This window comes from Planctomycetaceae bacterium, from assembly GCA_041398825.1.
In the GTDB taxonomy this organism is placed as follows: Bacteria; Planctomycetota; Planctomycetia; order Planctomycetales; family Planctomycetaceae; genus F1-80-MAGs062.
Map to the genome: position 1 here is coordinate 142107 of JAWKTX010000009.1, position 26153 is coordinate 168259.

The window sequence follows — 26153 nt, forward strand, 5'->3', positions numbered from 1 at the left end:
TGAACCGCGGGGATAGTCCGGTTCTCGGGTTGTTTGCGAATCGTCGGGCCATTCTGTGCCAACAATGCGCATCGGCATCTTCTGCCGATTTGAGTCTGAATCTGATTTGACGGGCCGTCGATAACTATCGCAGCCGCTTGTTTCTTTAGCAGATTACTCAATCAGGCCGATTTTTCATGACACAAACGACTCGAAAGAAACGCAGCAGTTCGCGACTACAGACGCCACTGGAGACATATCTCCGCGAAATCAACGAAACCGCATTACTAACTGCTGACGACGAGAAAGAACTCTCGAATCGCATTTCAGCGGGTGACGCGGCGGCACGTGATCGAATGGTTCGGGCCAACCTTCGACTCGTCGTGAACATTGCTCGTGGTTATGCCGGTAAAGGGTTACCTCTGCAGGATCTGATCGAAGAGGGCAACCTTGGATTGCTGCGTGCTGTTGAGGGCTTTGACCCCAACATGAACACACGTTTCAGTACGTACGCCAGCTACTGGATTAAACAATCCATCAAACGCGCGCTGGTCAACTCGGCCAAGACGATCCGCATTCCGGCTTATATGGTCGAATTGCTGTCGAAGTGGCGTCGCGCATCGGCCAAGCTGGCTGAAGAAATGAACCGTACACCGACAGCAGAAGACATCGCCCGTGAAATGGGGATTCCGAAAAAGAAGCTGCGAATTGTCAAGAAGGCAATTACCCTGTACAACGCTTCTCCACAGTCGGAGCAGGATGAAGGTGGACTGTCTCTGGGTGAAATCGTCCCGGACGATCGCGTTCGCGGTCCCGAAGATGAACTCATCAATTCAGACAATCTCATTCATGTCTTTCGACTACTGGACGAAATGGATCCCCGCGAAGCGACGATTCTGCGGATGCGATTTGGTCTGGATGACAGTGAGCCTCGAACGCTGAAGGAAATTGGCGAATCACTGGGACTGACGCGAGAACGAGTTCGTCAGATCGAAAGTGAAGCTCTTCGCAAGCTTTATCGAAGCCTGAGCGGCGAAATGTAAAATCGCCGGCAAAACTGGTTTCCTGCAGTCCTCTGCAGCGATGATCTCAGCCCGGCCCAATACGGTCGGGCTTTTTCACGCGCCGGATGGCGTACCATCGTTGCCTGTCGGTCACGTTATCTGCCGGTAATCAGAGTTGCGAAGTCGAGATCACTCATGAAAGACGAAACTCCGAATGGACCAGTAGAAGAATCTGTTCCAGGTGAACAGCCTTCTGTTGCCATTGTGACCGGAGCCGCTCGCCGCGTGGGGCGGGAAATTGCACTGGCCATGGCCAACCGCGGTCTCGGAGTGGTGGTTCACCATGGCACTTCGAAGGTTGAAGCGGATTCTCTGGTCAATCGCATCAAGAATGATGGTGGACAGGCAATCGCCGTCGCCGCCGATCTGCGTGAGCCACGAAAGGCGGCCATCGCCGTGATGGAAGCCGCGGACAAACTTGGACCTGCGTCGGTACTCATCAACAGTGCCGCCGTCTTTCAGGATCGTGCACTGCCATGGCTTGATGTGTATCACTGTAACCTTCACGTGAACGTCAACATGCTCGCCCCGGTGTTTCTGATCCAGCAGTTCATGAAGCATCTGGGTGAAGGCGAAACCGGCCACATCATCAACATTCTGGACTGGAGAGCATTGAGGCCGGAGCAGAGTCACCTGATCTATACTGCCACCAAAGCTGCCATGGTGAGTATTACAAAATCTCTGGCGCTTCAGCTGGCACCGCGTGTATATGTGAATGCGATCGCTCCCGGTGCCATTCTTCCGCCAGAGGATCGCACGAATTGGCACCAACAGCGCGCGATCGGCTCAATTCCACTCCGGAAGACCGGTTCTCCGGGCGACCTTTGTGCCGCAATCAACTTCCTGCTGGATTCGCAATTCATTACCGGCGAAATCCTTCACGTGTCTGGCGGCGAAGAACTCTGATAATTCCGCCGGATCGAACAGCCTGTTCACCGCAAACCGGCAATGAGATGAGAATGCCGACGACGGACAGCCATAACGGCGACATGATTGATCTGTGGGCTCAGCCACCAAATCTCCGTAAACCCATTTGGATGTCAGCAGCGATGGACGGGCCTCTTTGCCCTCCTCACCAGGCATTGAAGCGTGTGCAGTGTTGCAATTCACGATGATCTGGTCACCATTCGAAGTCTCATGCGCTGAGTCCGTCGCTTTCGTTGACGACTCTGATGGCTGTTTGATCGTTTCCTGAATCGAGAACCAACAATGAAATCTCTTGCGATAGCAGGCGTCGTCCTCCTGAATGTGGCCACAGCTCTTCACGCTGCGGAACCGGCTGCGGCGGTCCGTATGGGGGCGGGTGACATGACTTTCGACACAGTCCCGGGATGGGGGCTTGATGAAAATGGAAAGTCTCAGATCGGCCCAACTCACGGTAGTGTCGTTATCGACAAAGCGAGCAACATCTACACCAGTTCACAACTGGGAGTCTTCGTATTTTCACCGGATGGGCAGTTAGTTCGGCGGTTCGTGGGGAACGAGTATTCCAATATCCACGACATGGAAATTCGAGCCGAGGAAGACGGGGAATTCATCTACGGAGCCCGTAACGCAAACGCTGAAGGGATCAAGTTCAGTGCAGAAACCGGCGACATTGTTCTGAAACTACCGTTTCCCGAAGAATCTGGTTTGAATCTTAAAAAATTCAATCCGACTGCAATCACGGTTGCACCGAATGGTGACATTTTTCTTTCGGACGGTTACGCAAGTAACCATGTGTTCAAGTTTGATAAGTCAGGAAAATACCTGATGCACTTCGGTGAAAAAGGTAATGATCTGAAGCAGTTTAATACGGCACACGGCATGACACTGGACACACGTTATGAACCAGCACGGCTCCTGATATGCGACCGAAATCATCAGCCAAAAGGTCGATTGCTCCACTATGATCTTGACGGCAACTATATCGAAGAGGTGATCACCGGTCTTGGAATGCCGACTTCTGTGGCAATTCAGGGCGAATTTGTTTCAGTCCCCGACCTGCATGGACGTGTTGTAATCCTGAATGGCAGGAACACCATCATTGCCGTACTTGGCCACAATCCCGATGCAAAGCTGGGGGGAAGTTTTAACGTACCACAGGACCAGTGGATTGAAGGAATCTTCAGTGGAACTCATGGTTCGTTCTGGGACAAAGATGGCAATTTGTACGTTCAGGACTGGAACGTGTCGGGCCGAATTATGAAGCTGGTTCGGGTGCATCGTTAAGCACGGGCTCAGTGAACGTTCTCAGTCAGACCTTTATCGCATGGATCACGGGTGCAGGATGGCAATGGATAGTCCAGAACAACATCGCATCAGGCCAGGACAGAAAGTCGACCTGAAAAAAACAGAGACGGACGGCAAAGATGTTTGCGATGATCGTGAAACATGCGAGCAGGAGTTTGAGGTTTTGCGTGAGGAGTTTGTGGAGTTGCAGGAGCGACTCTACGCTGAATCCAGACAAAAACTGCTGATTGTTTTTCAGGCTATGGATGCAGGAGGCAAGGACGGCACCATCCGCGCGGTAACGCGCGGGGTGAATCCGCAGGGTGTCGTGGTGACTTCGTTTAAGAAACCGACCGACGAAGAATTGTCACGCGATTTTCTGTGGCGGGTTCACAAGGCAGTTCCGTCCAGGGGACATATCGGGATCTTCAATCGGTCTCACTACGAAGATGTTCTCGTCGTTCGGGTTCATGATATTGTGCCCGAATCCGTATGGGAACCGCGGTATGAGATCATCAATCAGTTCGAAAAACACCTGAATGACACCGGGACGAGAGTCATCAAGTTCTTCCTGCACATTGCAAAGAAGGAACAGAAGCAGCGATTTCAGGAGCGGCTGGACGATCCTGGAAAAAACTGGAAATTCGACCGCGAAGATCTGGCTAAGCGGGCACACTGGGATGACTACCGGAAAGCATTCGAAGACATGCTTGAAAAATGCTCAACGGAGAAATCTCCGTGGTATGTTATTCCCGCCGATCAGAACTGGTATAGAAACTGGGCGGTGACAAAGATCATTGTCGACACGCTGCGAGACATGAATCCGCAATATCCGATCGCTGAAGACTTAAGTGATGTCCGAATCGACGACTAGACCGGGTTGGCTGAGAGTGCTCGGCGGACATCAGGTTTTTTTGGTCTGGCTGTTGTTCGTTTTCTGTTCACTGGCCCAGTCATTTATCCCCGGCGTCAATGAACCTCACTATCTTTGCAAGGCAAGATCCTTCGCCGATCCTTCATGGTGCGAACGCGATTTCTTTCTGGCATCCCACAACAGTCACTTTTGTTTCTACGTGATCGTTGGGCCTCTGACCAAAGTGATGCCGTTCTGGCTGGTGGCCTTGTTCGGCCGTTTCGTCTCTCTTGCATTGGTTGCATGGGGATGGTGCAGACTGGCTCAAACACTTCGCCTGCGAGCTGCGTTCGTGTTTGGATCCAGCGCTCTTTATGCGGTTGTTGCGAGCCTGGGCAGTTTTTCCGGTGAATGGATACTCGGCGGATTTGAATCCAAAGTCCCGGCATGGGGACTATTTCTTCTGGCAGCAGCGCGATGGATGACGTGCCTTCAGAAAGGCAGTTACCGGGATGCAGTCTTTGCCGGAATCTATGCAGGGCTGGCGACGGCTTTACATCCGGTGGTCGGGATTTGGGGAGTCACGGCATTCGGAATGGTGCAGTTCACAGGTTGCTTTCTGCCTGTCCGCGGCCTGAACGACTCCACACAGGACGTCGAAAAATGCGTGCCGACAGAATCTCGACCGTGGCTTGTCCTCCCAGCCAGCGTGCCGCAGACAGCATTTTCAAGCCGTGTATCTGCATTCGCGGCGGATTCGACTCTAATGCTGCTCCCATACTCCGTCATCAGCCTGGCCGGAGTTGTACCGGCTCTGAGGCTGTTGATAGAGACCAACGTCGATCCTGACGACAAAGCAATTGCGGAGTTCATTCAGGTTTTCTGGCGACTGAGCCACCATATGGACCCCAGCGCATTTTCTGTTTCACAATGGGCCTTTGCAGCTCTGGTCTGTAGTGCATTGGTGTATCTGCGATGGCTGCGGCAAGTGCAACGTCGTCGCGCAGAAACAACGCCCGCTACAACAACAGTGACGACGAGACCCACCTGCGAAGCCAGCATGCAGATTCTGGAGAGATTATTGGTGGCTTCGGGAATGATCGCCCTGGCTGGCATCGCCATAGGCTGGCATACCGTTCCCGCGAAAGAACTCGACGGATGGGAATGGCGTGCCGCCCTGCTTAAGTTTTACCCATTTCGACTCTTCGACGGAATGATGCCAATTCTGGTTGCACTCAGCATCTCGGTTTGGCTGCAAAATCGATTTACGCTGCAATTGAGTTCGGCGGAAGCAACGGCAAGGTTGCAGCGACTGAACCGACTGAAGGCTGGTCGCGCAATTGCCGGAATCATCTCGATTGCCGTGCTTTTCAATTTACGATCTGTCGCTCCGGCGGGGTACACCATTCGACAATACCTGGACTGGAGAGACGTCTGTTTCTGGATACGCGAACATACGCCGCCGGAAAGCCTGATCCTCACGCCACGGGAATCGTTTGCCTTTAAGTGGCTCGCGCAACGGGCAGAGTTTGTCACCTACAAAGACTGCCCTCAGGATGCGTCAGGGATTCTGGAATGGAATCGTCGACTTTGGTATCTGAATGGGTGGACATACCGAAGTTCGCTCGATGGACTTTACGATCATCAGGACATGCAGTCCCTGCGATCTCAGACCGATTGTGATTATGTCGTCACGCGGACCTTTGGGCCGTTCGAACAGCAGCCTGTATTCGCTGCCGGCGAATGGGGTGTTTACGAAGTTCCTCGATAGCCAGTGCACCAGCAGTCTCACACATTCGCTGCGACGAGGCGCGGGCACACGGAACGTCGGGGATTCCACTTGACCATTCGGCGCGAAATTGTCGGATGCAACGGGTAGAAGCTGGCAGTTCGGATTCTACAATAAACCCAGTCCTGCCGTCCGTCCCCGGGGTTTTGAGGAGCTGATACGTGCGAAATCAAATAGTCACCTCGCTGCGATGTATCGTTTTTGCCTTCATCATGATTGTGCTGATGTGTCCAGAGGCTTCCGCACAGCCACAGCCGTCTGACGGGCCTTCTTCTGAGGCAGATCACTACGGCGAATACTCAGCCATGATCCCTCGCCGTTTGCTTCCGCTGCTGCATGCTCAGGAAGTGCAGGACGAACTAAAGCTGAGTAAATCTCAGGTTTCTGCTCTTGAAGCAAAGTTGGAGGAACTCGATAAAGTCTGGTTTCCTGCAAGGTTGTTGCCGGACGATCAAATGATCCCGATTGTCGACCGTCTCGAAATTCAGGCCGTAGCATGGCTCCGGCAAAACGTCGATTCTGAGCAGATAAAGAGGATCAGCCAACTGGAAATGCAGGCCCAGAGTGTGCGAATGCTGCTTCGGAATGATGTTCGAAAGAAGCTTGCCATCAAGGATTCTCAGGTGCAGAAACTTGTGAAGCTTGCGCAAGCAACCATCGATGCGCAAGCTGCCCAGCGATCATCCTCCGGGGTGCTGGCTGAAGATTTGACCAGGAACCTGGAATCGGCAATGAGAGCTGAGCAAAAGGCACTGGAAACCGTCCTCACAAAGGAGCAGAACAATCAACTGTGGATCCTTTTGGGAGAACCATTCAACACGAGTTCTCTGAAACGCATTTTCCCGATCGCCCCGGAATTTCATTCTGTGTCGGACTGGATTAATTCATCGCCGCAGACGCTGAAGAGTCTGCGTGGCAAAGTGGTGTTGGTGCATTTCTACGCGTTCCAGTGCCACAACTGCCACGCAAATTTCGAGATCTACAAACGCTGGCACAAAGACCTTCAGCAAAAAGGTGTCGTGCTTATCGGAATTCAAACGCCTGAGACAACTGCAGAACGGGATCCAAATTCTGTTGCCAGGGCTGCGAAGGAGAAAGGCCTGGAGTTTCCAATCATGGTCGACCTGGAGTCGGAGAACTGGAAAGCCTGGGGCAACACCATGTGGCCAACGGTTTATGTGGTCGACAAGCGAGGTTACATCCGACACTGGTGGCAGGGCGAACTCAACTGGCAGGGAGCGACCGGCGATAAGACCATCGAACAGGTCGTAGATCTCGCGCTCTCGGAGAAATAGGTTGGAAACTCGGCCAACAATGAATTGAGAAACTACCCGGGCTGGAACGAGCAGAGCCATTCGAAGTTCATTTCTTCAGCTCAGGTCGTATCCGTCGTCCGCTTCTTTACTGACATGGTAATGCATCGATCCATGCAATGAGTTCTTCGACGCTGGTCGTCACGGTGAGAAGTTCGAGACATTGCGTCGAAAGAAATCCATCATGAATCATACGGTTCAGCTGTGTTAGTAGTCCGTCATAGACGCCGTTGAGATTGATGAGGGCGACCGGACGTTGATGAAGTTCCAATTGAGCCCAGGTGACCGTTTCGAATAATTCTTCCAGGGTGCCGTAACCACCGGGCAAAGTAATGTAGGCATCGGCCAACTGATGCATGATGGCCTTGCGTTCGTGCATATCCCGAGTGACTCGCATATCCGCAACGCGCGCATGCATCAATTCGACGCGTGCCAGATGTTCAGGGATCACTCCGATGATCTGCCCATGGTTCTCCAGCACACTGTCGGCGATAGCTCCCATGATGCCCGTGCTTCCGCCGCCGTAAACAAGAGTATGCTGTTGTTCTGCAAGATGACGTCCGACAGCATGCGCGGCCAGAGCGTAATCGGGAATCGCGCCTGAACGAGAACCACAAAATACGCAAATTCTTGCCAAAGTCATCCGTCTCCTGATGTTGTGATCGGGTGAATCGCAGCGGCGTTGTAGCGACCGTCAATGAGCTGCCGACAAAGGGAGGGATCGATAGCTCAAGTCGAGCAACTCAATGGGGTGCAGCACCGGGACTTCTTTACCGGCCTGTCGCAGTTTTGCCTGTAACTGCAGTGAGCAGCCAGCGTTGGCAGAAGCAATGACATCGGGCTGCACTTCCAGCAGATGCTCTACCTTACGTCGACCAAGCCGATCGGCCATTTCCGGCTGCGTCAGGTTGTAGGTTCCTGCAGCGCCACAACAGAGTTCGGCTTCTGCGATTGACCTCAGTCGAATCCCCGGAATCATTCGCAGCAGGTCCGCAGGCTGTTTGACGATACGCTGAGCATGCTGCAGATGGCAGGCGTCCTGCATTGCAACTACCGCATCAATCTCACCAGCCGGATGGACAGGGCCAAGCTCCATCAGGAATTCGCTGATATCCTTTACTTTTGAACAGAATTCGGACGATTCCGGATGCTCACCAGCATGCCCGGACATCTCCTGAGCAATGTGATCGTAGTCCTTCAACATTGCACCACAGCCAGCCACATTAACAATGATGGCATCAATCATGGAAAGCTTGAACGAGGCTCGGTTCTGAGTCATCCGCTCAAGGGCGGGCTCTGCGGCCCCGCTGTGATAATGAATCGCACCGCAGCAGGTTTGCTGTTCCGGTATAAAAACATCGCATCCATTGTGCTGCAGTACTCTCGCAGTTGCCCAGTGCACGTGCCTGAACATGGCATCCGCAACACAACCAAGAAACAATGCCACATCCGCCCTCTTCCTGCCAATCGCCGGCAGGAATGTTGGTAATTCCGGCAAAGGAGTCTTAAGAACCGGCAGTTGTTCCTGCATCGTTCGAAGACGTTCCGGCAACAGACGGGTCAGACCTGTCGCCCTCGCGAATCGATCGACACCCAGTTTCTGCATCCAGCGAGCCGGAGCGAGTGCTCTGGCGGTCTTTTTTCGATCGGGAAAAATTCCATGCAGAATGTAGCGATGAAACCAGTCACCGGTGGATGCCGTGCCCTGGCTTTCTTCCTTCTGAAGCGTTTCAACTCGGAATGGTTCGATCAAACGTCCGTACTGAACCCCCGATGGACATGCCGTTTCGCAACTGCGGCAATCGAGACAAAGGTCGAGATGATGTTGTACCTTTTCGGTTAGTGGAAGCCGTCCATCGACAACTGACCGCATCAGATAGATTCGACCTCGTGGACTGTTATTCTCATCTCCCGTTTCAACGTACGTGGGACACGCGGACGTACACAAACCACAATGCACGCAATCCAGAAAACGTTCATAGGGTATAGACTGGCCGATGACAGGCAGCGGGGAATCTGTTCGGGACGTGGCTGTCATGAAGCACTTTCTGCTGCTGGCTGGACAAAAAGACCATGTGGATCGAACGTCTTTCGCAGTAATTCGGACACCCGCTTTGATTGCGCGCCTTTGACGCTCCGCGGTGAATTCGCGGCTTTCAGAGCTGTGACAGAACCAATTTCATCCTCAACAACAGCAGACAACGCTGCAACGATGTCCGGTTCCGGGAGTCCGGGATCCGTGTGCTCAATAGTGGACCAGGACTGTGCCACCGCGTTTTCCGGCGACTCAAAATTGGCAACGTCAGCATCCTGGGACTGATGCGCGGTTAGTCTGTCTCGTCGGAAGTACAAGACACCGTTCCCGGCCCGTCCGAACACCATACAGGCGTGATTCTCAAGCATGCTGATCGACGAGACGACACGAGATGGAAGCGTCGTAAGTTTGAATTGCCATTCTGTATTCGGTGTCGGCTGTTGAAGTGACATGGAAGTCTGACAATACGCCCCTGCGATCTGAGACCGACCGGAATACGGTGGCTCGATCCATTTCCACGAAGCATCATCGTGCAATTCATCGCAGAGAGATTCAATCTGAAACTCACAGACCGGAATGGAGCCTTCGACACAGCAGACGATAAAGAAGTTGCAGTCGACGGCGTCCGTTGGCAATTTTCCATCGAAGAGGCTGCGTCTCAGTAATGCAGTGGACGCACGGCGATTCATAACATCCAGAATGACGGGAGTGGCGGCTGACAGGTTCAAACGATTCAGGCTCGATTCCACATCGGTCAGACGATTGAATCCAAAGACCAGAATGCGTGAATGTTCAGGAAGTGGTTTGAGCTTGAAGGTCACGTGTGTCAGGATTCCAAGCTGACCACGAGAGCCCGTCATCAATCGGCAAAAATCATACCCCGCAACGTTCTTGACAACACGTCCACCGGCTTGAAACGTCCGTCCCTGTCCATCGACGGCTTCGATGCCGATGACATAATCCCGCAGGGTGCCATAGCCGAAACGACTTGGGCCGGAGGTGTCAGACGAAACCAGAGAGCCAATTGTCTGCTCGCTTGATGCAAACTCAACAGGCAGCTGCTGATTTTCTGTTGAAAGGATCTGCTGCAGCTGACCGGCCGTCATACCTGCCTCGACGGTAATCGTCATGTCCCGGGCCGGATAATCGATCACCTTATTCATACTGTCGAGACATAAAACGCCGCTGGTGCCAACACTTCCCGGATCCTGCCGTCCGCCGGTGCTGTCGCAATCCCGAGCCTCAGAAGCATTACCGAGAACGATAATTCGTTGACGGTTTGCTATTGCAGACTGCACGATCTTCACGACGTCACGGGTGGAACTGGCGTGCCATCGCGCGGAAGGTACGCCTGCTGGTTGCGCAGGCGTCAAGTGCTGAGAATCCAGCGAATTGCCGGCTTGACTATTGTTGTTACTCGTTGGCATGCGTGCGTTGGATCATGTTCGTTTAGTGAATGGCGTTTACGGTGATCAGATCGACGGGTGTTTCTCGATCGATCAATTCAGTCGTGCCATCCATCAAGGCCTGCAGGGCATATTCGATACCGAATACCGCCAACTGATCACCGTGCTGATCAGCGGTGGCGGTCATGTTGCCGTTAGCCAGCGATGATTTTACAGCGGAAATATTGTCGAACCCAACCACCTTGACATCATCCCTGCCCGCGCTGCGAATGGCCGCCATCGCACCAACGGCCATGCTGTCGTTGCAGGCAAGAATGGCTTTGATTTGTGGATGAGCCGTAAGAATGGACGATGTCACCTGATCGGCAACAGTCATCTCCCACTGCGCGGATTGTGAATCGACAATTTTCATCCCCGCCTCAGTCATCGCATCCTGAAATCCCAGTTTCCGTTGCTGTCCATTGAAGCTGGTCGTGATTCCCTCCAGGATGGCAACTTCATCACCAGACTGAAGCTGGGTGGCGAGGAAATCGCCCACCTGTTTCGCGCCAGCCCTGTTGTTTGGACCAACGAATGGAATCTGGATTCCCGATTGTTCAAGTACATCGGCGTCGAGCTTGTTATCGATATTGATCACCACAATACCTTCGTCCAGGGCTCTCTTCAGCACTGGCACCAGCGCTTTGGAGTCTGCCGGAGCGATGACGATGGCGTCTACCTGCTGAGCCATCATTTGTTCAACGAGCGAAACCTGACCACTCAAATCCGTTTCGTCGTTGATGCCGTTGACGATCAATTCGTATTCGCCGGAGTCCTTCTGATGATCGACGGCGCCTCTGGACATCGTCGAAAAGAACTCGTTGGCCAGTGATTTCATAATCAGAGCAATGCGAGGCTTCACCGTTTCTGAACGGGTGCCGGTTTCACCGGAGTTGCCCGTTGAACCGCCAGAGCAACCGACAAAGAGCGAGCACAACAGGAGTGCTGAAATTCTTGAAATCATTGCATAGCTCGCAGACGGGCGGGGGACATAAAGAATAGCCGGCGACTGCAAAATCAACCGCCGGATCAGTTGGCGTCATTTACCGCTGGCTGGCAAATTGAAGTCACCGCCCGTATTGCGCCAAATGGCATGCACGTGGTTTGCTTCATTTTGCGTGTTGTTGTATTCAATGATGAAGCTGGCCCCCTGGACAACATAATGGTGCGGTTGATTCAGTTCGGATCCACCCCACCATGCAATTGTAATGTCATCCATACCATGATCGTTGATCGCTTTCATACGCTCACGGACGACAGTCGCCGGCATCGCCGTGAGGTATTCACCTATCAACTGTTTGAGTAGGCCCTGTTGTTCAACGGACATGTCTGCGAATCGAAGCCCGACAGCTTCGGTGACAACCGGCTGAGCGACCCCACCACCGCGAATATCGTCAGGAGCTTTCGCATCGATGAACATCAATTTATGCTGTTCACTGGTGCACGCCTTCAGGATTTCTCTTGCAATGTCTTCCCGCCGACCGAGTACTCGGAGACTGCGCCCCGGTCCGGCATCGATCAGGCCCGGGTTTGCTCCGAAAAACTCGGGGGTGCTGCTGACAATTTGCCCTTCTCTGATGCTGAAGTTCAGCGAAAGGTGGTGTCCTTCGAAACGCCATCCCCAGATACCTTTGCTGGTTGGGGTACCAAAAATCGTGATGAAGTATTTGTGGGGGTGTCGGCGTTCACGGCGGTAGTCTTCCTCTCCACCTTCGAACAGATACAGAACTTCCTCCAGACTTCGAACCTGAAGGGTCTTCGCGTAACCTGCTGCCGACAGTCCCGAACTGACAAGGCTGTCCGCCGCTGACCTCGTTGCTCCGTTCAATTCACGCAGACTAACCCCGTTTCTTTCACGCGGAATGAAATGCCAGTTCAGGCGTTCTTCAGAATCGTAACTGTACTGAATCTTTGCCTTCTGGCTGTAATCCAGCGACTCCAACAGTCGCGTCGCCGCTTCTTGCATGGCAATGCCAGGAGCAGTGTTCGCAGGCGATTCTTCTGCGTAGACGTTCGTGGATGCGGAGGCAACTGCGAAGGCTGCCATCAAGGAAAGAGCGAAACGAATCTGGCGGGATGAAATCATGGAATTCCGATCAAGACTGAAGTGAACGCGGGGTGGAAAGAGCGGGATGGAACGCCGTTGCCTGAATCTGCGAATTGTTTCCGCAGTGCGACGAAGGCAAATCGGAGTTTCACGTCGGTTTCAGCTGTTAACGACCAAGCCGGAGTCTAGCCAGGTGGCCATGCAAGGTCACGTCCGCCGAGGATGTGAATATGCAGATGAAAGACAGTCTGGCCACCATGGGCACCTGTGTTGATGACAGTGCGGTACCCTCCCGATAATCCCAGGTGAGCCGCAATTTCAGGAACTTTCAGGAGCAAATGCCCTGCCAGCTCCCGGTGCTTCTCCTGCAATCCGTCCAGTGATTCGACAGGCTCCCTGGGGATCAAAAGCACGTGGACGGGAGCCTGAGGATTTACGTCACGAAAAGCGAGACAGTGTTCGTCTTCGTAGACGATATCCGCGGGAATGTCTTCGGTTGATGATCTTGGTAAATATGGTCACGAAGAACCCTCGACAGAGATTGAACAGGGGGCGACCGTCTTTGAAGATTGGCCCGCCCGAAGATGCCCGGGATGTTATCAGACCGACAGGGAGGAACAACCGCCAGAACGTTGTGCATCTCTTACTGCATCCGGGCAGTGGCGGAATCTCAAAATGCGGCTTATCATTGCCGAGCACATTCTGACGCGACAACGTCCTCGGGTGGATCGAGGCACATTACTGAACCCGTCTGGATGGCCTCAGATAACCGGCTGATGGAATACGGTTCGGGCCTTCAGAATCAGGCAGCCGCCGGCACGTGTATTCGTGGAAACTTTGGACAGAGACCAACCGAGAAGCGATTCCCCAAACCCACCTTCGACAGAGAGCCCTCACAATGACTTTTAACCGCAGAGAATTTCTGGCAGCCGCCATTGCAGCCACCGCCGTGCAGTCCGGAATCAATTCCAGGGGGATCTCGGCTGCAGAGCCACCCGTTCGAACCGGAGCGCCACTGCTCAAACTGAGTCTGGCTGCGTACTCTTTCAACAAACTGCTGCCGCGACGAGGTACGGCTGATCAGATCGCTGCGGCGAAAATGAAGCTGGAAGACTTTATTCATTACTGCGCTGAACAGGGGCTGGGGGCGACGGAACTGACAGGCTACTATTTTCCGAAGGATGTCACGTCGGAGTATCTACTGAGCGTCAGACAACTAACGCATCGACTGGGTCTGGCAATTTCCGGCACAGCGATCGGAAATGACTTCTGTCTGCCCGAAGGTGAAGCCCGACAGAATCAATTGGCAGAATGCCGCGAATGGATCGACTATGCCGCCATCATGGGGGCACCGTGCATTCGCATTTTCGCCGGAAAAGTCCCCAAAGGTGATTCTGAAGACGCAGCCATCGAAAGGTGTGCCGCGGGAATCAATGAGTCACTGGAGTATGCGGCTGCCAAAGGCGTCTTTCTCGCGATGGAAAACCATGGTGGTATTACATCGACTCCCGATCAGATGATGAAGATTATCGACAAAGTGAAGGACAGCCCCTGGTTTGGTGTGAACTTTGACAGCGGCAACTTCCGGACAGATGATCCTTATCGAGATCTCGAAAAAATTGCACCGTGGGCAGTGAATGCACAAATCAAGGTTGCGATTGCTCCCGACGGTGGCCCAAAACAGCCTGCTGATTTGCCTCGGATCGTCGACATCCTCAAGAAGTCGGGATACCGAGGTTACGTTGCGTTCGAATACGAAGAGTCAGAACCGCCCCATGAAACAATCCCGGTTTATTTGCGACAGCTGCAGGATCTGATGGCTTAACAGGCAGGAGAGTTTCAGCAGCCAGCGACCCTTTGAATAGCGGTACACAATGCGACAGCGACGGATCGCCTTACTGCAAATTCCTGTGATAACGTACCTTACTGACGCTTCGGGTTACGTTTCATGCGGATCTTCAACGGGTTGCTGACTCACGCCGCCAACTCACGCGATCGTCGGGGTGTGAATGATGTTCTCAATTGTCGCACCCGTCGATCCTAATTGGTTGCGAGAGAGCCGTTTTTTCGTGCGGGCCACGACTCAACAGCTGAATGCACTGTTCGTGGTTAAGTGACCCTGTTGGCCAGCAGATGCCATTGATGTGTATGTCCCGTGGAAAACCGAACAAGGAATTAGTCGATCCCCTTTCTGTTTTTGCTGTCGCCAGGGAGTTTCAAGGGTTGGCGATTCCTGGGCGCTGAGCGGCCGGTCTCAGAGATCAGTTGTTGAAGCAGCAACTGCATCTGCTGGCGCTGGGCAGACTCTTTGAAATAAAGGTTTGTCGTTTCGCCAGCGTCGTGCGACAGGTTGTACAATTGACCGTCCGCATCAGGTTCAGATTCGACAAGTGCGAATTCCTTCAGCAGGCCCTGCGAATAATCATTGCCACCCGAGCCTTTGTGATCCAGATATTTCCAGGCTCCCTGACGTAGCTGAAATTCCCCACGAAAACTCTGGGTCAACATGTGAGACCGAATTGAAACCTCTTCGCTATGAATGCCCAGCAGGACGGGCAGCATATCGAAGCTGTCCACCGCCACCTCGTCCGGTAGTGCAAAACCGACGACAGATGCCAGCGTGGCAAAAATGTCTGTGGTGTTGATGAGTTGCTGCGAGACGCGGTTTGCCGGAATCCGGCCCGGCCATCGAACGATGAGTGGAACGCGGTGTCCGCCCTCCCAACCGTCGCGTTTCATGCCGCGAAATCCACCGGCCGCGTCATGTTGATGGTCTTTTCGCATCCATACGGTATGCATCGTCTCCGGGCCATTGTCCGAATTGAAAATGATCAGCGTGTCTTCATCGATGCCCTGGCGAGCAATTTCATCCAGTAGTCGCCCCGTCAGAGTGTCCAGTTCACGAATGAAATCGCCCCTGGGGCCCGCCTGAGTTGCGCCAGCGAACTCAGCAGCCGGCAACACAGGAGCATGGGAGATCTGAGTGGACAAAACCGCAAAGAATGGCTGATCGGCATATCGACGCCGATGTTCGCGAATGAAAGTAACTACCTTTTCATAGAACAACAAATCCGCGTCCACAAATTGGTAGCCGTCCGCCATCCATCCTTCGTCATTATCCCATCGCCACTTGCCTCCGGGGTTCGGTAGCCGGTCACGCTTGTGACGAAATGTGGCCGGGACCGGGACCTGTCCATTTTCGATGTAGACATACAATGGGTCGGTTGTCGGGCAGTTGGGAGTAACAAATGATTCGTCAAACCCTCGATTGTTGGGGCCATCGATCAGCGGCGTGCTGCGTTCGTAATCAATCAGCAGAGAGTTCTCGAAACCACCTCCCAGCTGCCGCCCGTTTTCGTCAAGCCACGTCAGGCCCAGATGCCACTTGCCAAACACTCCTGTCCGGTATCCCTGGTTCTGCAGCATCTGACCAAGCGTTAACTGATCGGGAGCGAGATAGCTGGGTCCTCCGGGCCCTTCAAAGGCCGTTGACCGTCTCCCGGTGCGACAGACCAGATTGCCTGAAAACAGTCCATAGCGTGAAGGCGAACAGATTGTAGAGGGGCTGTGAGCGTCGACAAATCGCATCCCTTCACGCGCCATCTGATCAAGACGCGGCGTTGAATATGCCGCTTGCGGGTTGTAGATCGAAACATCGCCATAGCCGAGATCGTCCGCATAAATGATGACGATATTCGGCAACCGCTGGGATCCTCCTGCGACGCCTTCTGGTTGATACGAGGCAATTGAGCAAAACAGAATGCCAAGGAAGACCTTTGGAATCGGCGTTCCTACCGGATTTTTATCCGCACTGATAACAATCGACATCTGAAACCCTCGTGCCAGCACCACCTGCAACGCCGTGTCAGCAGACGCCGGGCTTACTTGCGTTTGCAGCAGGATAGCGGGTCTCAGCCAGAATGGGAGACGATTCGGCAGCGGAGAGAATCGTTGCATTCTCAGGGACGAGTGCCCGGCTTGCGGACGAGGCACGCTGGTCACCATCGGTATCAAATCACCAGAACTGATTTCGCTGGGCAGTCAAGCTTCCCTGCGATCAGGAACTCCATCATTGTTGGCGTCCATTTGGGCGAAGGTCGTTCAGGAACTTGCGGACCCGTCATTCCGGGTGATGTTCAGCCTCCTTTCAACGAAGCACAACATCACGACATTATTGACGTGGGTCGTGGGATGCCCGGTAATTTCTCGCACCGTCTGCAAAGACTGAGGATCCGCTGACAATTGCCCGCACCCGACGAGCGATCTGCTGCGTCTGAAACGGCCCGCTTCGCTCTCGACCTCCCAACCAAACCATCGCAGCGGCGGCTGAATGTTAGTATGGGTAGTTTATGTGCGACTTTTATGGTCAGCAAAGATTGAAGGGAGGCAACAGTGCTGCCAAGGGTTTCGGTGGTGATACTGGTAGTGATTGATTCATCCCTCTGATTGTTATTGGTCGAACAACAAGAGTGTCAGGAACTACCGTTCTAATCGGAACAACAGCCACATGTGGCACACGCGGCTCAATGTGGCTGGGGTTGTGAACAGCAACGAAGAATTCTGGCAGGCGATGGGAAACAGGCCGCAATCGGTTTGTGATTTCGGCTGACTCAGTTTTTTTGAATGTCTGGATGTCCCGCACCGAAGTGGGGCATCGCCAGTCGCGGTCGTTTAAGCGATCGCGAATCTCATGGAGGGGGCTCAAATGCTACGCAGGGGATTTGCAGCGCTGATGATGGGCGTCGTTTGCGCCGGCAGCGTAACAGCCGACGATGCAGCGCGCAATCAGGACAGCGCACATCGGCCCGGTATACTCAACTGGCTTCGTCAGAAACCAGTTGCGTCAACAGGTAAGGCAACTATGAATTCAGCTCCGGCAGGCATCACGCACGCCGTAGTTGAGGATGCAGAACGTCAGGCGGCTCAGGTGCAGATTCGGCAGACATCGAATCAGCCCGATGAAGAAGTCGTCGCTGCCGAAGACGCATCGCCGCGACCGGTTCCAATCGAACAGGCTCCGGTTGTTCCCAATATGGATGCCGTCAGTGGCCCTCAGTACTTTAGTGCGACTGCTTCGGCAAGCACGACAGTAACGAGTCCGGTACCAGTGCATCCATCTGACAACTGGCAGCAATTCAATGCTCCGGTTCCTGTGTATGCAACGTCGGCCGCGCCCTTCACCCCGATTTCCAACTCCGGAATGGCTGGCCCGGTAATCATGAACCAGGGCATGGTCAGTGGCAATGTGCCAAGTGGTCAGTACCCAATGACGGGCGCGTCGCTCTACCCGGCACCTGTGCCAGGGATTCCGCACCAGATCGGCGGAACGCTGATTCCTAATCAGGCGTTCCACCCACACGAGATGCTGTACGAACACAAGTACCGCGCGATGTATCCCCCCTATTACTACAAAGTTAATGGCGGTTGGATGGTTACGCCTTTTGGAGTCTGGTCACACGAGGACTGGAAGCTTCAGGGCACGACCGTAGAAGTCAACTACAAGTCATCTATCAGTCCGTTCTCCTTCTACAAGCGACCGCCACGACGCTAAACGACGTTGCTGTCACTTCGGAGCGACAGGACGCCTCATTGATTGCTGCTTCGAACAGCTGCGATCGCGAGGCCGGATGGCTGAACGTCAGCCGGGTCGCTTTACCGTTTTTCGTTGATCCTCAACAGTTGCAGGTACCATTGAAATGAAACCTATAAGCTGCAATCTGATCCGGAGCACAGCGGCTGTCTGCGTGCTGATCGTTTCCGGATTTGCCCACGCTGAAGATGGCGTTGTCCGACTCTCTGATCGTGGCAGTGCCGGAATGATTCGACAATCAGACCACGTGCCTGCTGGATTCCAGCAGGCCGCTTACGCACCGGACCTGACTCCCGTGCCTGAGTACGGACAGTATGCAGGATGTGTCACTCCCGGCCCGGGCTGCGCCCTGCCGGAAATGTCCTGCGGTATGATGGGGGCGTGCGGTGATAGCTGCGGCTATCAGCCATGCGATCCCTGTGGAGGTTGCGGTGATGGCTGCGGAGAATTCTGCGGCAGTGCCTGCAGCTGCGATGGTGGCCAGTGCTACTACGGCCCCGGTTACCAGCAGCGTATGATTACGCTGTTTCCAAAGAAAGCATGCCCCAGTACAGGAAGTGCAGTACGGGATGTGTGGCGTGGACATGCCATGAGCTTCCGTAACAAGAATGCACGTCTTGCGGATCATCTGTTCGGATGGATGATTCCATCCGGATGTTGTGGCAAGGGGTGTCCACCGGTTGGCAAGTACAACATTACTTACGCCGATCAGCCCGGCTACGCAGACTCTCGCGACGGTCAGATGTATGCGGCTCAGGGCTACGGAATTCCGATGACGGTGCCTCTCGCTCCAAACGTTCACCAGCAATACAACTACAGCTGGGGGGTACCTTCAAGCCGTCTGACACAGATTTCAAACTATAACCCCGCAACTTCTGCTCAACCACTACACCATCAGACGTGGCCATCGGGGGCAGTTGCTCCGGCCGCTCGCCACCTGCATACGCCGGGTGAGACGCTTCGACGTGCTCATGAATATCTTCATCCCGGTAACTTCTGATTCCAACTGACGTTCTTTGAGTTGGTTCGAATTGTGATGAATTGAGTTCGGCTTACCACCGAACTCATTCAAACTACCTGTTCTCAGTCTGGCTCCGCCGCACCGGAGCGAGGAAGTGATGCAGCCGCACCTGCATCGCATCCATCAACAAATTGGTCCACGTTCCGAAGCATAAAACCCTCGCTTCGTCGGAGAAGGAACTCATGAAACGATTGTCATTATCACTACTGGCCCTGGCCGGACTGGCCGTCGGTTCAGTCGCCAATGCCCAGATTCAGCAGGTGAGCCACACAGAATGCGGCGCACCGGAATGTGCTGCCCCTGCCGTCACCTTCAACGGTTGCGGTGATACCTGCGGCGAAGGCTGCGGGCTGAATGCCTGCGGAGCGACATGCAACGACAATTGCATCGGATACAGCGGTCACTGGGGTGGCTGTAACACAGGAGCATGCAACGGCATGTTCAATGGAAACTGCCTCTCTGGCAACTGCCAGCTGGGTGGATGTCGTTCGGGTCATGGCTTTGGATGCCTGGGCAGCTCCTGCATTGCAAGGTGCTGCGGGACGAAGGCCTTTCCTGACGCCGGATGGGCACCACCAGCCCGCATGCCGGTCAATCGCGATCGAACATGGTACGGCAGCTACTATCCACAGGCTTTCTACGGGAGCCCGGGCGGTGGATTTGTCGGTGGTTATCCACAGGTTTATCAGCCGACGGACACCACGCAACTGGGGTACTCCTACGGAATCGTGCCCACCTGGCAGACTCGGCCGGGGATGATTCCTGCGACTCCGATTCCGTCTCATTACCATGCTCGCGTATGCCCTTCCGGTGGATGCCAGAGCGGCGTATGTCCCACAGGGGCCTGCCATCACTATGCGAGCGGACACAACGTTCACGCCGTCAGCTGGCAGCCTCAGCATGTTGTCCACCAACCTCAAGTGGCTTTCCAGCCGCAGGTCAGCCGCCCACAGATCGTTCGTCCACAGGTGGCAGACAATGGTGCACGGAAATGGTTCCGCCTGAGTTCATTGACGGAACTGTTCGACTAATCGTCTGCATGAGAGCTGACAGAGCGGTCATCACCGGCAGTTTCGATTGATCAGTGAGACGGCAGGATGCTCCTTGTGGATTCTGCATCCGACAGTTCCCAATCGGAATGTTGACAAAGTACCAAGCCGTCGTTCGGCGTTCGATGATCAGCGAATGCCCGCCGGACTCACCTGCTGTTGCAAGACGGGCAGAGCCCTCCTTCAACTCTGCCAGAAAATGCAACGCCTGACAAGACCTGTTGTCACACTTTGAGGCAGCAGATCCCTTCTCCCTTCGACTCGATGGTGTCTTCGGCGCCATCGAGTCGTTGCATTTCATCAGACACCCGATGCGAAGAGCTTTCGCGATCTTCCGTTCTTCCACTCAACGCTTTTGCCTAATGAATGCAACAAGATCACGCACCTGCTGCTCGCTCAGCGTATCGAGCAGCCCATCTGGCATAAGTGATTTGGTCGTTGTGTTGCGTTCTTCGATATCCTTGCGGGGGATCATCATCAGTTCTTTGTCGGTCTGAACACCGATGGACTGCTCCGTCTCTGCGACAACGACCCCCGTGAGCACGCGTCCGGATGTCAAAGCAATGACAGATACCGTGAATTGCTTCGGTACCTCAGCACTTGGGTCGACGATGTTGCCCAGAAGGTAATCGAGATTGCCTCGATTGGAACCTGTCAGGTCCGGGCCAATCTGGCCTCCTTCACCATAGAGCCGGTGGCATGCTGCGCAGGTCTTTCGGAACAAGGCCGCGCCTTCGTCGTAGCTGGCATCTGCCAGGAAATCGGGAGTGAGCCGAGCCTTCCAGTTCGCGATCGCCGCTGCTTTTGCTTCGGATGACTCGTTAATCACTCCCCACTTTTCTGCCAGGATGGCCGCCAGTGCGTCGTCCTGAAATGTATTCAGCTGTCGCACATGCGCGGCCGTAAGATCTTCTGAAGACACCTCGCCGCGAGTCAAAGCCTGCCCCAGTCGCAGCGCGTAGGACTTTCGACTACAGAGTGTATCCATCGCGGCTTCCCTGGCTCCGTGACGAAGATTCTTCCAATGTCGGAGCAACGCCACGGGGACTCGTTCGTCGTCAAACGCCGCGAGTGCCTTTGCGACGTCAACGTAGACCGCACGGTCGTTCAACAGACCGATAAGCACTGGCAACGACTGGGCGTCCGACGATTCTGCAAGGGCCTTAATCGCCTGCGAGCGAGCCGCGTGATCTCCATTACGATCAGCAATCAGGTGTCGCAGGTCCGCAATAGCAGCGCCGTCCCCGTATAAAACGGCGAGTTGTTTCGCGAGCTGCACGACAGCAGGGTTGGCAGAAAGCTGCAGCTGCTTCTGGTCCGAAGCCCATGTCGGAGGAGCCGTCGGCTTATGCTGACCTCGCAAACCTTCCAGCATTCCGGTCAGGACCGCAATGCGGCCTGCGTCTGTCTGTGCCGGGCCATATGGCGCCAGCAATTGTGATGTGACTGCACCCGACTGACCGGGCAACTGCACAACTCGCCGTGCGACGAACTGCAGCAGTTTCGGGGGTGCGTTCTGGCCAGACAGGACATAAAGTAACGCGGCTGGTGATACTTCATTGACCAACCCGTACCAGGTCATCAACAGCAGGTTCTGGTCACCGAATTCATGCAGTCGTTGGATGAGTTCCTTAGCCACCATGAGGCGAGTGCGACCGTCAAGCTTCTGTAATGAAGAAGCGATACTGAGCAGCACCAGGCCGGAATTGGTGTTTCTGCATAACTCCAGCAGTGGAGCCGCCTGTCCAGGATCTGTCGAATCAAAGGCCCGGGACGGATCAACGGGAGGCGACTGAAGATGGCGATGTTCCACGGCGCGCGGTATTGTCCATGCAATCAAGGCCTCATCGTTGGATTCCAGAACCTTCGCAAGGACTCGCAACGACAAGCCGTCCAGAGATTCCAGCAGCCAGAGCGAGCGTAGTTTCGCATCTCGCGACTCAGCGTTTGATGCAAGTACTGCTTCTGCCGCGCGATGAACTGTGATCATGTCGCCGCGATGTTCTGATCCGGGGCGAGCATCGTGCAGGATATTGCGTTCCTGCAAATGCCGACGGGCTCTTCGGCTCATCCAGTGCGTCCCATGGATAGCTTCGTTTGTCAGCTGCTGCAGATCGGCACCTGAAAGGTCTGATGGAGCTTTTACTCGTACATCCCCAAATGAAATGCGATAGATTCGACCGCTGGTTCGGTGCACACCATCATGATCATGACACTCTCCATTATCCGACCAGTCACTGACATAGAGACAACCATCCGGCCCCGATCTCAGCTCGACTCCACGGAACCATGGCGAATTCACCTTTAGTAGATTCGGTGTGTGGTGGGCCACGTATCCACTGCCTTGGCGTTCGAGCGAATCGGCATTGATGCAGCGTCCATGCGTATTGCACATGAACATGCACCCACGGAATCGTTCCGGCAGGTTCTCTCCCTGATAGATCAGGCCACCGCAATGGCTGTGTCCGCCGCCCAGATCATCTGCCTTACCATCCCGACTTTCTGTCCAGTTTCCGGAATGATCCCAGTGGTAATGATCAGCGGTTTGTCCCATTAACTCGTAGAGGTGGGGATTGAAGTCCTGTCCAAACATGCGTTCATAGTGTGCGCCGGGGACCACATGCCAAAGATGGCCAATGACATTGTTTGTGAAGAAGAATTGTCCGTCGACGTTGTAGTCCAGCCCCCACGGATTGGTTGTCCCGTTACAGACGACTTCGAACGTGTGCCTTTGCGGGTGAAACCGCCAAATACCGCAATTGATTACCTGGCGTTCCGATTCGGGTGTATCCGGAGTGCCGGGAGAGGATGAGTCTGTGATTCCGTGTCGACCGTACAGCCATCCATCCGGCCCCCACATTAATCCACTGACAAAATTGTGCCCTGCATTTTTCGTCCAGCCATTCAGCATCACGACAGGTTCGCTGTCCGGAATGTCGTCGCCGTTCCTGTCGGGGATGAAGGACAATGTGCCATCATTCAGAATCCAGAGTCCACCGAATCCCCATGTCAGACTCGTGAGCATGGAGCCGCGATCCCAGAAGACCTTCCTCTGATCGTGCTCTCCATCACTGTCAGTGTCATGAAGGATAACAATTCGATCCCGGAGCGTTGGATCGATTTTTCCATGGGCACTGTAGGTGTAGTTTTCTGCGACCCAGATTCGGCCTTTGTCGTCAAAATCAAAGCTCACCGGTTGCTGAACATCAGGTTCACCGGCAAACAGCTTGACAACGAAACCTTCGGGGACCTCGAACAGCTTCAGCATTTCTCGGGGGGAAGGGGGGTGTTCTCCGGGAGCCTGCGTATTGATCGGTACAGGGAACCTCACGGCCTGTTCATCGGCAAACAAGCTCATCCAGGGAGTTGCCAGGGTCATCAAAATCAGAACGCGACAAATTGACGTCTCATTCATCCCAACTGCAAACGTCGCCACCGAACCAGTCGATCTATTCCCGTGCGCCATATCCCGGACCCTGAAAAAGCAATGGACCGATTCTCAGACCACCCTGGTCTGAACCGCATTGGCTAGTTTCTGCCAGGCTGAACGAAGCATTTCACCGGTGCGTTCGATGCTGATACATCCGTCTGTGATGCTGACACCGTACTGCAATTGTGTCGGGTCATCTCCAAGAGACTGTTGCCCTTCGACCAGATTGCTTTCCACCATCAACCCAACAATTTCGTCGTTTCCTTCAGCTCGCTGCTGAATAACTTCGTCCCAAACCACTGGTTGGCGCCGGTAGTCCTTGTTGCTGTTTGCGTGACTGCAGTCAACAACGAAACGAGGAGGCAGGCTGGCCTTCTGAAGCAGACGACTCGCTTCTGCCAGATGCTCTGCCGAATAATTCGGTCCTGTTCGCCCGCCTCGCAGAATCAGGTGCCCCAGTTCGTTCCCGCGGGTACTCATGATGCATGTCTTTCCATCATGATTGATACCCAGAAAAGAATGCGGCGCACGAGCAGCTTTCATGGCGTTTATTGCAACCTCGAGACTTCCTTCCGTACTGTTTTTGAATCCGACAGGCATGGAAAGTCCGCTGGCCATTTGGCGATGGGTCGGCGATTCTGTAGTCCGGGCGCCAATGGATGCCAGCGTGATCAGGTCTGCAATGTACTGCGGCGTAATCGGTTCAAGCATCTCAGTGGCGGTTGGCAGTCCTACCGCATTGATGTCCAGAAGAATCTGCCGGGCGCGCCGCAATCCGGTGTCGATATCGAACGTATCGTTCAAATGTGGATCGTTGATCAGCCCCTTCCAGCCAACAGTGGTGCGAGGTTTCTCAAAGTAGACTCGCATCACTACAACGATGCGATCCTGAACCTCATCCGCAAGCGTTTTCAGTTTTCTGGCGTATTCGAGAGCCTGCGCTGTATTGTGAATTGAGCAGGGACCAACAATTGCAATCACCCGTCGGTCGTTTCCTCGCAGGATGTCTTCAATGCGAGCCCGGCTGCGGACCACATGATCCCGAACTTCGCTCGTCAGGGGAAACTCCCGTTCCAGCTCTTCAGGGGCGATCAATGGCTGAGTTCCAACGATGTTGGCATCCTGAATTGGACGGGTGGACGACGGTGGTGTCGGGGTATTCATTGAATGTTGATTACAGAATTAGAGTTGTTGAAAAATACGAGGGCGAAAAATGCCCCTACTTCGTTTGCGGAGTTTCTCCGTCTCCTTGACGAACGCTCTTCGACATTGTCTGCTGAGCAGCCGTATGAGCGCGTCCGGCAACTGGCCAGGTGCGCCGGACGCAGTATCAGGCATGTTTGTATTGCAATCAATCGCTCGATTCCCGCGTTTACAGGTTCCCGACAAAAACAAATTCTGCTGCAGCAAAGGTCACGCGATGCGTCATACCTCCGCATTCTTCTTACGCCTTTCGACAATCGTCTGCCTGATAATGGCCCTCCCGCATGCCGCAGGATTCCAAAAGAACGCTGCGTTTACGCACGAATCCAGCCGAATCTACTTGTGGCCGCAGGGGGCTGCGGGATCGCTGCAGCGAATGGCAGAACCTGAAAAGGAAGACCGCGCAGATGGACGATGCAATGTTTCAAACGTGCATCATCCGTCAATCACTCCGTTCTTACCCGCCGCCGGGAAGGCCACCGGCACCGCGATTATTATTGCTCCCGGAGGCGGGCACCGCGTTCTTTGTCTTGGGCACGAAGGCGATAGCCTTGCCGAATGGTTCGCCGACAAAGGCATCGCGGCGTTTGTCCTTCGTTACCGACTGGCCCGTGAGGAAGGATCGTCTTACAGCGTGGACGAGCACGCGATGGCTGATATCCGTCGAGCCATTCGCTACGTACGACACAATGCCGAAGGCTGGTCGATTCGCAAGGATCGAATTGGCGTTCTTGGTTTCTCTGCGGGCGGAGAACTGGCGGCGCTGGCTGCTATGGAATCAGATGATGGAGATCATTCTGCCTCGGATCCAATCGAACGATCCGGGTCGCGCCCCGATTTTCAGGCGTTGATTTATCCTGGCAGTTCCAGCCGATTTACAGTTGCCACCGGAATGCCGCCAGCGTTTGTCGCGTTTGGTGCCAAAGACCGCGACGACATCGCGATTGGGATGGCCGAACTCTACCTCAGATACAAGGCGGCCAACGTTCCCTTCGAACTTCACATCTATTCGAATGCGGGCCATGGATTCGGCTACCGTCCAGATTCCACCACTGCGGCCGGAGACTGGCCGATGCGCCTGGTGGAATGGATGAAAGACAGCAGGCTGCTGGAGAATTGAACTG

20 protein-coding genes are annotated in these 26153 nt (G+C 54.3%); 11 read left to right on the plus strand and 9 right to left on the minus strand.

Going from position 1 to position 26153, the window contains the following annotated elements; all coding sequences use genetic code 11:
• Positions 1-176: 176 nt before the first annotated feature.
• The 6 genes from R3C20_17000 to R3C20_17025 all read left to right on the plus strand — a co-directional run bounded on the left by R3C20_17000 (position 177) and on the right by R3C20_17025 (position 7191).
• Positions 177-1022, plus strand: coding sequence for an RNA polymerase sigma factor RpoD/SigA (locus R3C20_17000; protein MEZ6042204.1), 846 nt, complete (start codon positions 177-179; stop codon positions 1020-1022).
• Between the two features lie 156 nt (positions 1023-1178).
• Positions 1179-1949 (plus strand): SDR family NAD(P)-dependent oxidoreductase, encoded by a 771-nt coding sequence (locus R3C20_17005; protein ID MEZ6042205.1) that lies wholly within the window; start codon positions 1179-1181, stop codon positions 1947-1949.
• A 303-nt stretch (positions 1950-2252) separates the two neighbouring features.
• Positions 2253-3254, plus strand: coding sequence for a 6-bladed beta-propeller (locus R3C20_17010; GenBank protein MEZ6042206.1), 1002 nt, complete (start codon positions 2253-2255; stop codon positions 3252-3254).
• 64 nt (positions 3255-3318) lie between these two features.
• Positions 3319-4128: a polyphosphate kinase 2 family protein gene (locus tag R3C20_17015; GenBank protein MEZ6042207.1), complete on the plus strand. Its 810-nt coding sequence runs from the start codon at positions 3319-3321 to the stop codon at positions 4126-4128.
• Positions 4109-5878 (plus strand): DUF6798 domain-containing protein, encoded by a 1770-nt coding sequence (locus R3C20_17020; protein ID MEZ6042208.1) that lies wholly within the window; start codon positions 4109-4111, stop codon positions 5876-5878. Before R3C20_17015 ends, R3C20_17020 begins: the two co-directional genes overlap by 20 nt.
• A gap of 179 nt (positions 5879-6057) precedes the next feature.
• Positions 6058-7191, plus strand: a complete 1134-nt coding sequence (locus R3C20_17025; protein ID MEZ6042209.1) for a redoxin domain-containing protein — start codon at positions 6058-6060, stop codon at positions 7189-7191.
• A 106-nt stretch (positions 7192-7297) separates the two neighbouring features.
• Here R3C20_17025 and R3C20_17030 read toward each other — a convergent pair whose 3' ends face one another.
• The 6 genes from R3C20_17030 to R3C20_17055 form a co-directional block, all read right to left on the minus strand.
• Entirely contained in the window at positions 7298-7852 is a 555-nt protein-coding gene (locus R3C20_17030) for a TIGR00730 family Rossman fold protein (protein MEZ6042210.1), read from the minus strand.
• A 51-nt stretch (positions 7853-7903) separates the two neighbouring features.
• Positions 7904-9247 carry a heterodisulfide reductase-related iron-sulfur binding cluster gene (locus R3C20_17035; GenBank protein ID MEZ6042211.1) on the minus strand — a complete coding sequence of 448 codons (1344 nt, stop codon included), beginning with the start codon at positions 9245-9247 and terminating at the stop codon, positions 7904-7906.
• Positions 9244-10671, minus strand: coding sequence for an FAD-binding oxidoreductase (locus R3C20_17040; GenBank protein ID MEZ6042212.1), 1428 nt, complete (start codon positions 10669-10671; stop codon positions 9244-9246). Before R3C20_17040 ends, R3C20_17035 begins: the two co-directional genes overlap by 4 nt.
• 22 nt (positions 10672-10693) lie before the next feature.
• The gene (locus tag R3C20_17045) at positions 10694-11653 is read right to left on the minus strand and encodes a sugar ABC transporter substrate-binding protein (protein ID MEZ6042213.1); all 960 of its coding nucleotides are present in this window, start codon (positions 11651-11653) and stop codon (positions 10694-10696) included.
• A gap of 75 nt (positions 11654-11728) precedes the next feature.
• A complete protein-coding gene (locus tag R3C20_17050) occupies positions 11729-12775 on the minus strand; it encodes a DUF3500 domain-containing protein (protein ID MEZ6042214.1) in 1047 nt (348 codons plus the stop codon).
• Between the two features lie 146 nt (positions 12776-12921).
• Entirely contained in the window at positions 12922-13224 is a 303-nt protein-coding gene (locus R3C20_17055) for a histidine triad nucleotide-binding protein (GenBank protein ID MEZ6042215.1), read from the minus strand.
• A 410-nt stretch (positions 13225-13634) separates the two neighbouring features.
• On the opposite strand from R3C20_17055, the gene R3C20_17060 reads away from it, so the two are divergent.
• Complete coding sequence (locus tag R3C20_17060) at positions 13635-14561, plus strand: sugar phosphate isomerase/epimerase family protein (GenBank protein ID MEZ6042216.1); 927 nt, start codon at positions 13635-13637, stop codon at positions 14559-14561.
• A gap of 350 nt (positions 14562-14911) precedes the next feature.
• Here the strand turns inward: R3C20_17060 and R3C20_17065 are convergent, their stop codons facing one another.
• Positions 14912-16564 (minus strand): arylsulfatase, encoded by a 1653-nt coding sequence (locus R3C20_17065; protein ID MEZ6042217.1) that lies wholly within the window; start codon positions 16562-16564, stop codon positions 14912-14914.
• 877 nt (positions 16565-17441) lie between these two features.
• Between R3C20_17065 and R3C20_17070 the strand changes: the two genes are divergently transcribed.
• From R3C20_17070 to R3C20_17080, 3 genes are all read left to right on the plus strand, one after another.
• A complete protein-coding gene (locus tag R3C20_17070; protein MEZ6042218.1) occupies positions 17442-18287 on the plus strand; it encodes a hypothetical protein in 846 nt (281 codons plus the stop codon).
• 145 nt (positions 18288-18432) lie between these two features.
• Positions 18433-19326, plus strand: a complete 894-nt coding sequence (locus R3C20_17075; protein ID MEZ6042219.1) for a hypothetical protein — start codon at positions 18433-18435, stop codon at positions 19324-19326.
• Positions 19327-19529: 203 nt separating this feature from the next.
• Complete coding sequence (locus tag R3C20_17080) at positions 19530-20378, plus strand: hypothetical protein (protein MEZ6042220.1); 849 nt, start codon at positions 19530-19532, stop codon at positions 20376-20378.
• 364 nt (positions 20379-20742) lie between these two features.
• Here the strand turns inward: R3C20_17080 and R3C20_17085 are convergent, their stop codons facing one another.
• Together R3C20_17085 and R3C20_17090 are read right to left on the minus strand one after the other, a co-directional pair.
• Positions 20743-23811: a c-type cytochrome gene (locus R3C20_17085; GenBank protein ID MEZ6042221.1), complete on the minus strand. Its 3069-nt coding sequence runs from the start codon at positions 23809-23811 to the stop codon at positions 20743-20745.
• Between the two features lie 84 nt (positions 23812-23895).
• Positions 23896-24990: a 3-deoxy-7-phosphoheptulonate synthase gene (locus tag R3C20_17090; GenBank protein MEZ6042222.1), complete on the minus strand. Its 1095-nt coding sequence runs from the start codon at positions 24988-24990 to the stop codon at positions 23896-23898.
• 256 nt (positions 24991-25246) lie between these two features.
• Here R3C20_17090 and R3C20_17095 point away from each other — a divergent pair, with 256 nt between their 5' ends.
• Positions 25247-26149 (plus strand): alpha/beta hydrolase, encoded by a 903-nt coding sequence (locus R3C20_17095; protein MEZ6042223.1) that lies wholly within the window; start codon positions 25247-25249, stop codon positions 26147-26149.
• Positions 26150-26153: the final 4 nt, after the last annotated feature.

What these genes read in the sequence shown, in the direction of transcription:
- R3C20_17005 (MEZ6042205.1), top strand. Translation starts at nt 1,179, where the DNA reads ATGAAAGACGAAACTCCGAATGGACCAGTAGAAGAATCTGTTCCAGGT.
- R3C20_17030 (MEZ6042210.1), bottom strand. Translation starts at nt 7,852, where the DNA reads ATGACTTTGGCAAGAATTTGCGTATTTTGTGGTTCTCGTTCAGGCGCG.
- R3C20_17070 (MEZ6042218.1), top strand. Translation starts at nt 17,442, where the DNA reads ATGCTACGCAGGGGATTTGCAGCGCTGATGATGGGCGTCGTTTGCGCC.
- R3C20_17085 (MEZ6042221.1), bottom strand. Translation starts at nt 23,811, where the DNA reads ATGAATGAGACGTCAATTTGTCGCGTTCTGATTTTGATGACCCTGGCA.
- R3C20_17040 (MEZ6042212.1), bottom strand. Translation starts at nt 10,671, where the DNA reads ATGCCAACGAGTAACAACAATAGTCAAGCCGGCAATTCGCTGGATTCT.
- R3C20_17065 (MEZ6042217.1), bottom strand. Translation starts at nt 16,564, where the DNA reads ATGTCGATTGTTATCAGTGCGGATAAAAATCCGGTAGGAACGCCGATT.
- R3C20_17015 (MEZ6042207.1), top strand. Translation starts at nt 3,319, where the DNA reads ATGGATAGTCCAGAACAACATCGCATCAGGCCAGGACAGAAAGTCGAC.
- R3C20_17050 (MEZ6042214.1), bottom strand. Translation starts at nt 12,775, where the DNA reads ATGATTTCATCCCGCCAGATTCGTTTCGCTCTTTCCTTGATGGCAGCC.
- R3C20_17075 (MEZ6042219.1), top strand. Translation starts at nt 18,433, where the DNA reads ATGAAACCTATAAGCTGCAATCTGATCCGGAGCACAGCGGCTGTCTGC.
- R3C20_17020 (MEZ6042208.1), top strand. Translation starts at nt 4,109, where the DNA reads ATGTCCGAATCGACGACTAGACCGGGTTGGCTGAGAGTGCTCGGCGGA.
- R3C20_17010 (MEZ6042206.1), top strand. Translation starts at nt 2,253, where the DNA reads ATGAAATCTCTTGCGATAGCAGGCGTCGTCCTCCTGAATGTGGCCACA.
- R3C20_17045 (MEZ6042213.1), bottom strand. Translation starts at nt 11,653, where the DNA reads ATGATTTCAAGAATTTCAGCACTCCTGTTGTGCTCGCTCTTTGTCGGT.
- R3C20_17080 (MEZ6042220.1), top strand. Translation starts at nt 19,530, where the DNA reads ATGAAACGATTGTCATTATCACTACTGGCCCTGGCCGGACTGGCCGTC.
- R3C20_17000 (MEZ6042204.1), top strand. Translation starts at nt 177, where the DNA reads ATGACACAAACGACTCGAAAGAAACGCAGCAGTTCGCGACTACAGACG.
- R3C20_17095 (MEZ6042223.1), top strand. Translation starts at nt 25,247, where the DNA reads ATGCGTCATACCTCCGCATTCTTCTTACGCCTTTCGACAATCGTCTGC.
- R3C20_17060 (MEZ6042216.1), top strand. Translation starts at nt 13,635, where the DNA reads ATGACTTTTAACCGCAGAGAATTTCTGGCAGCCGCCATTGCAGCCACC.
- R3C20_17035 (MEZ6042211.1), bottom strand. Translation starts at nt 9,247, where the DNA reads ATGACAGCCACGTCCCGAACAGATTCCCCGCTGCCTGTCATCGGCCAG.
- R3C20_17090 (MEZ6042222.1), bottom strand. Translation starts at nt 24,990, where the DNA reads ATGAATACCCCGACACCACCGTCGTCCACCCGTCCAATTCAGGATGCC.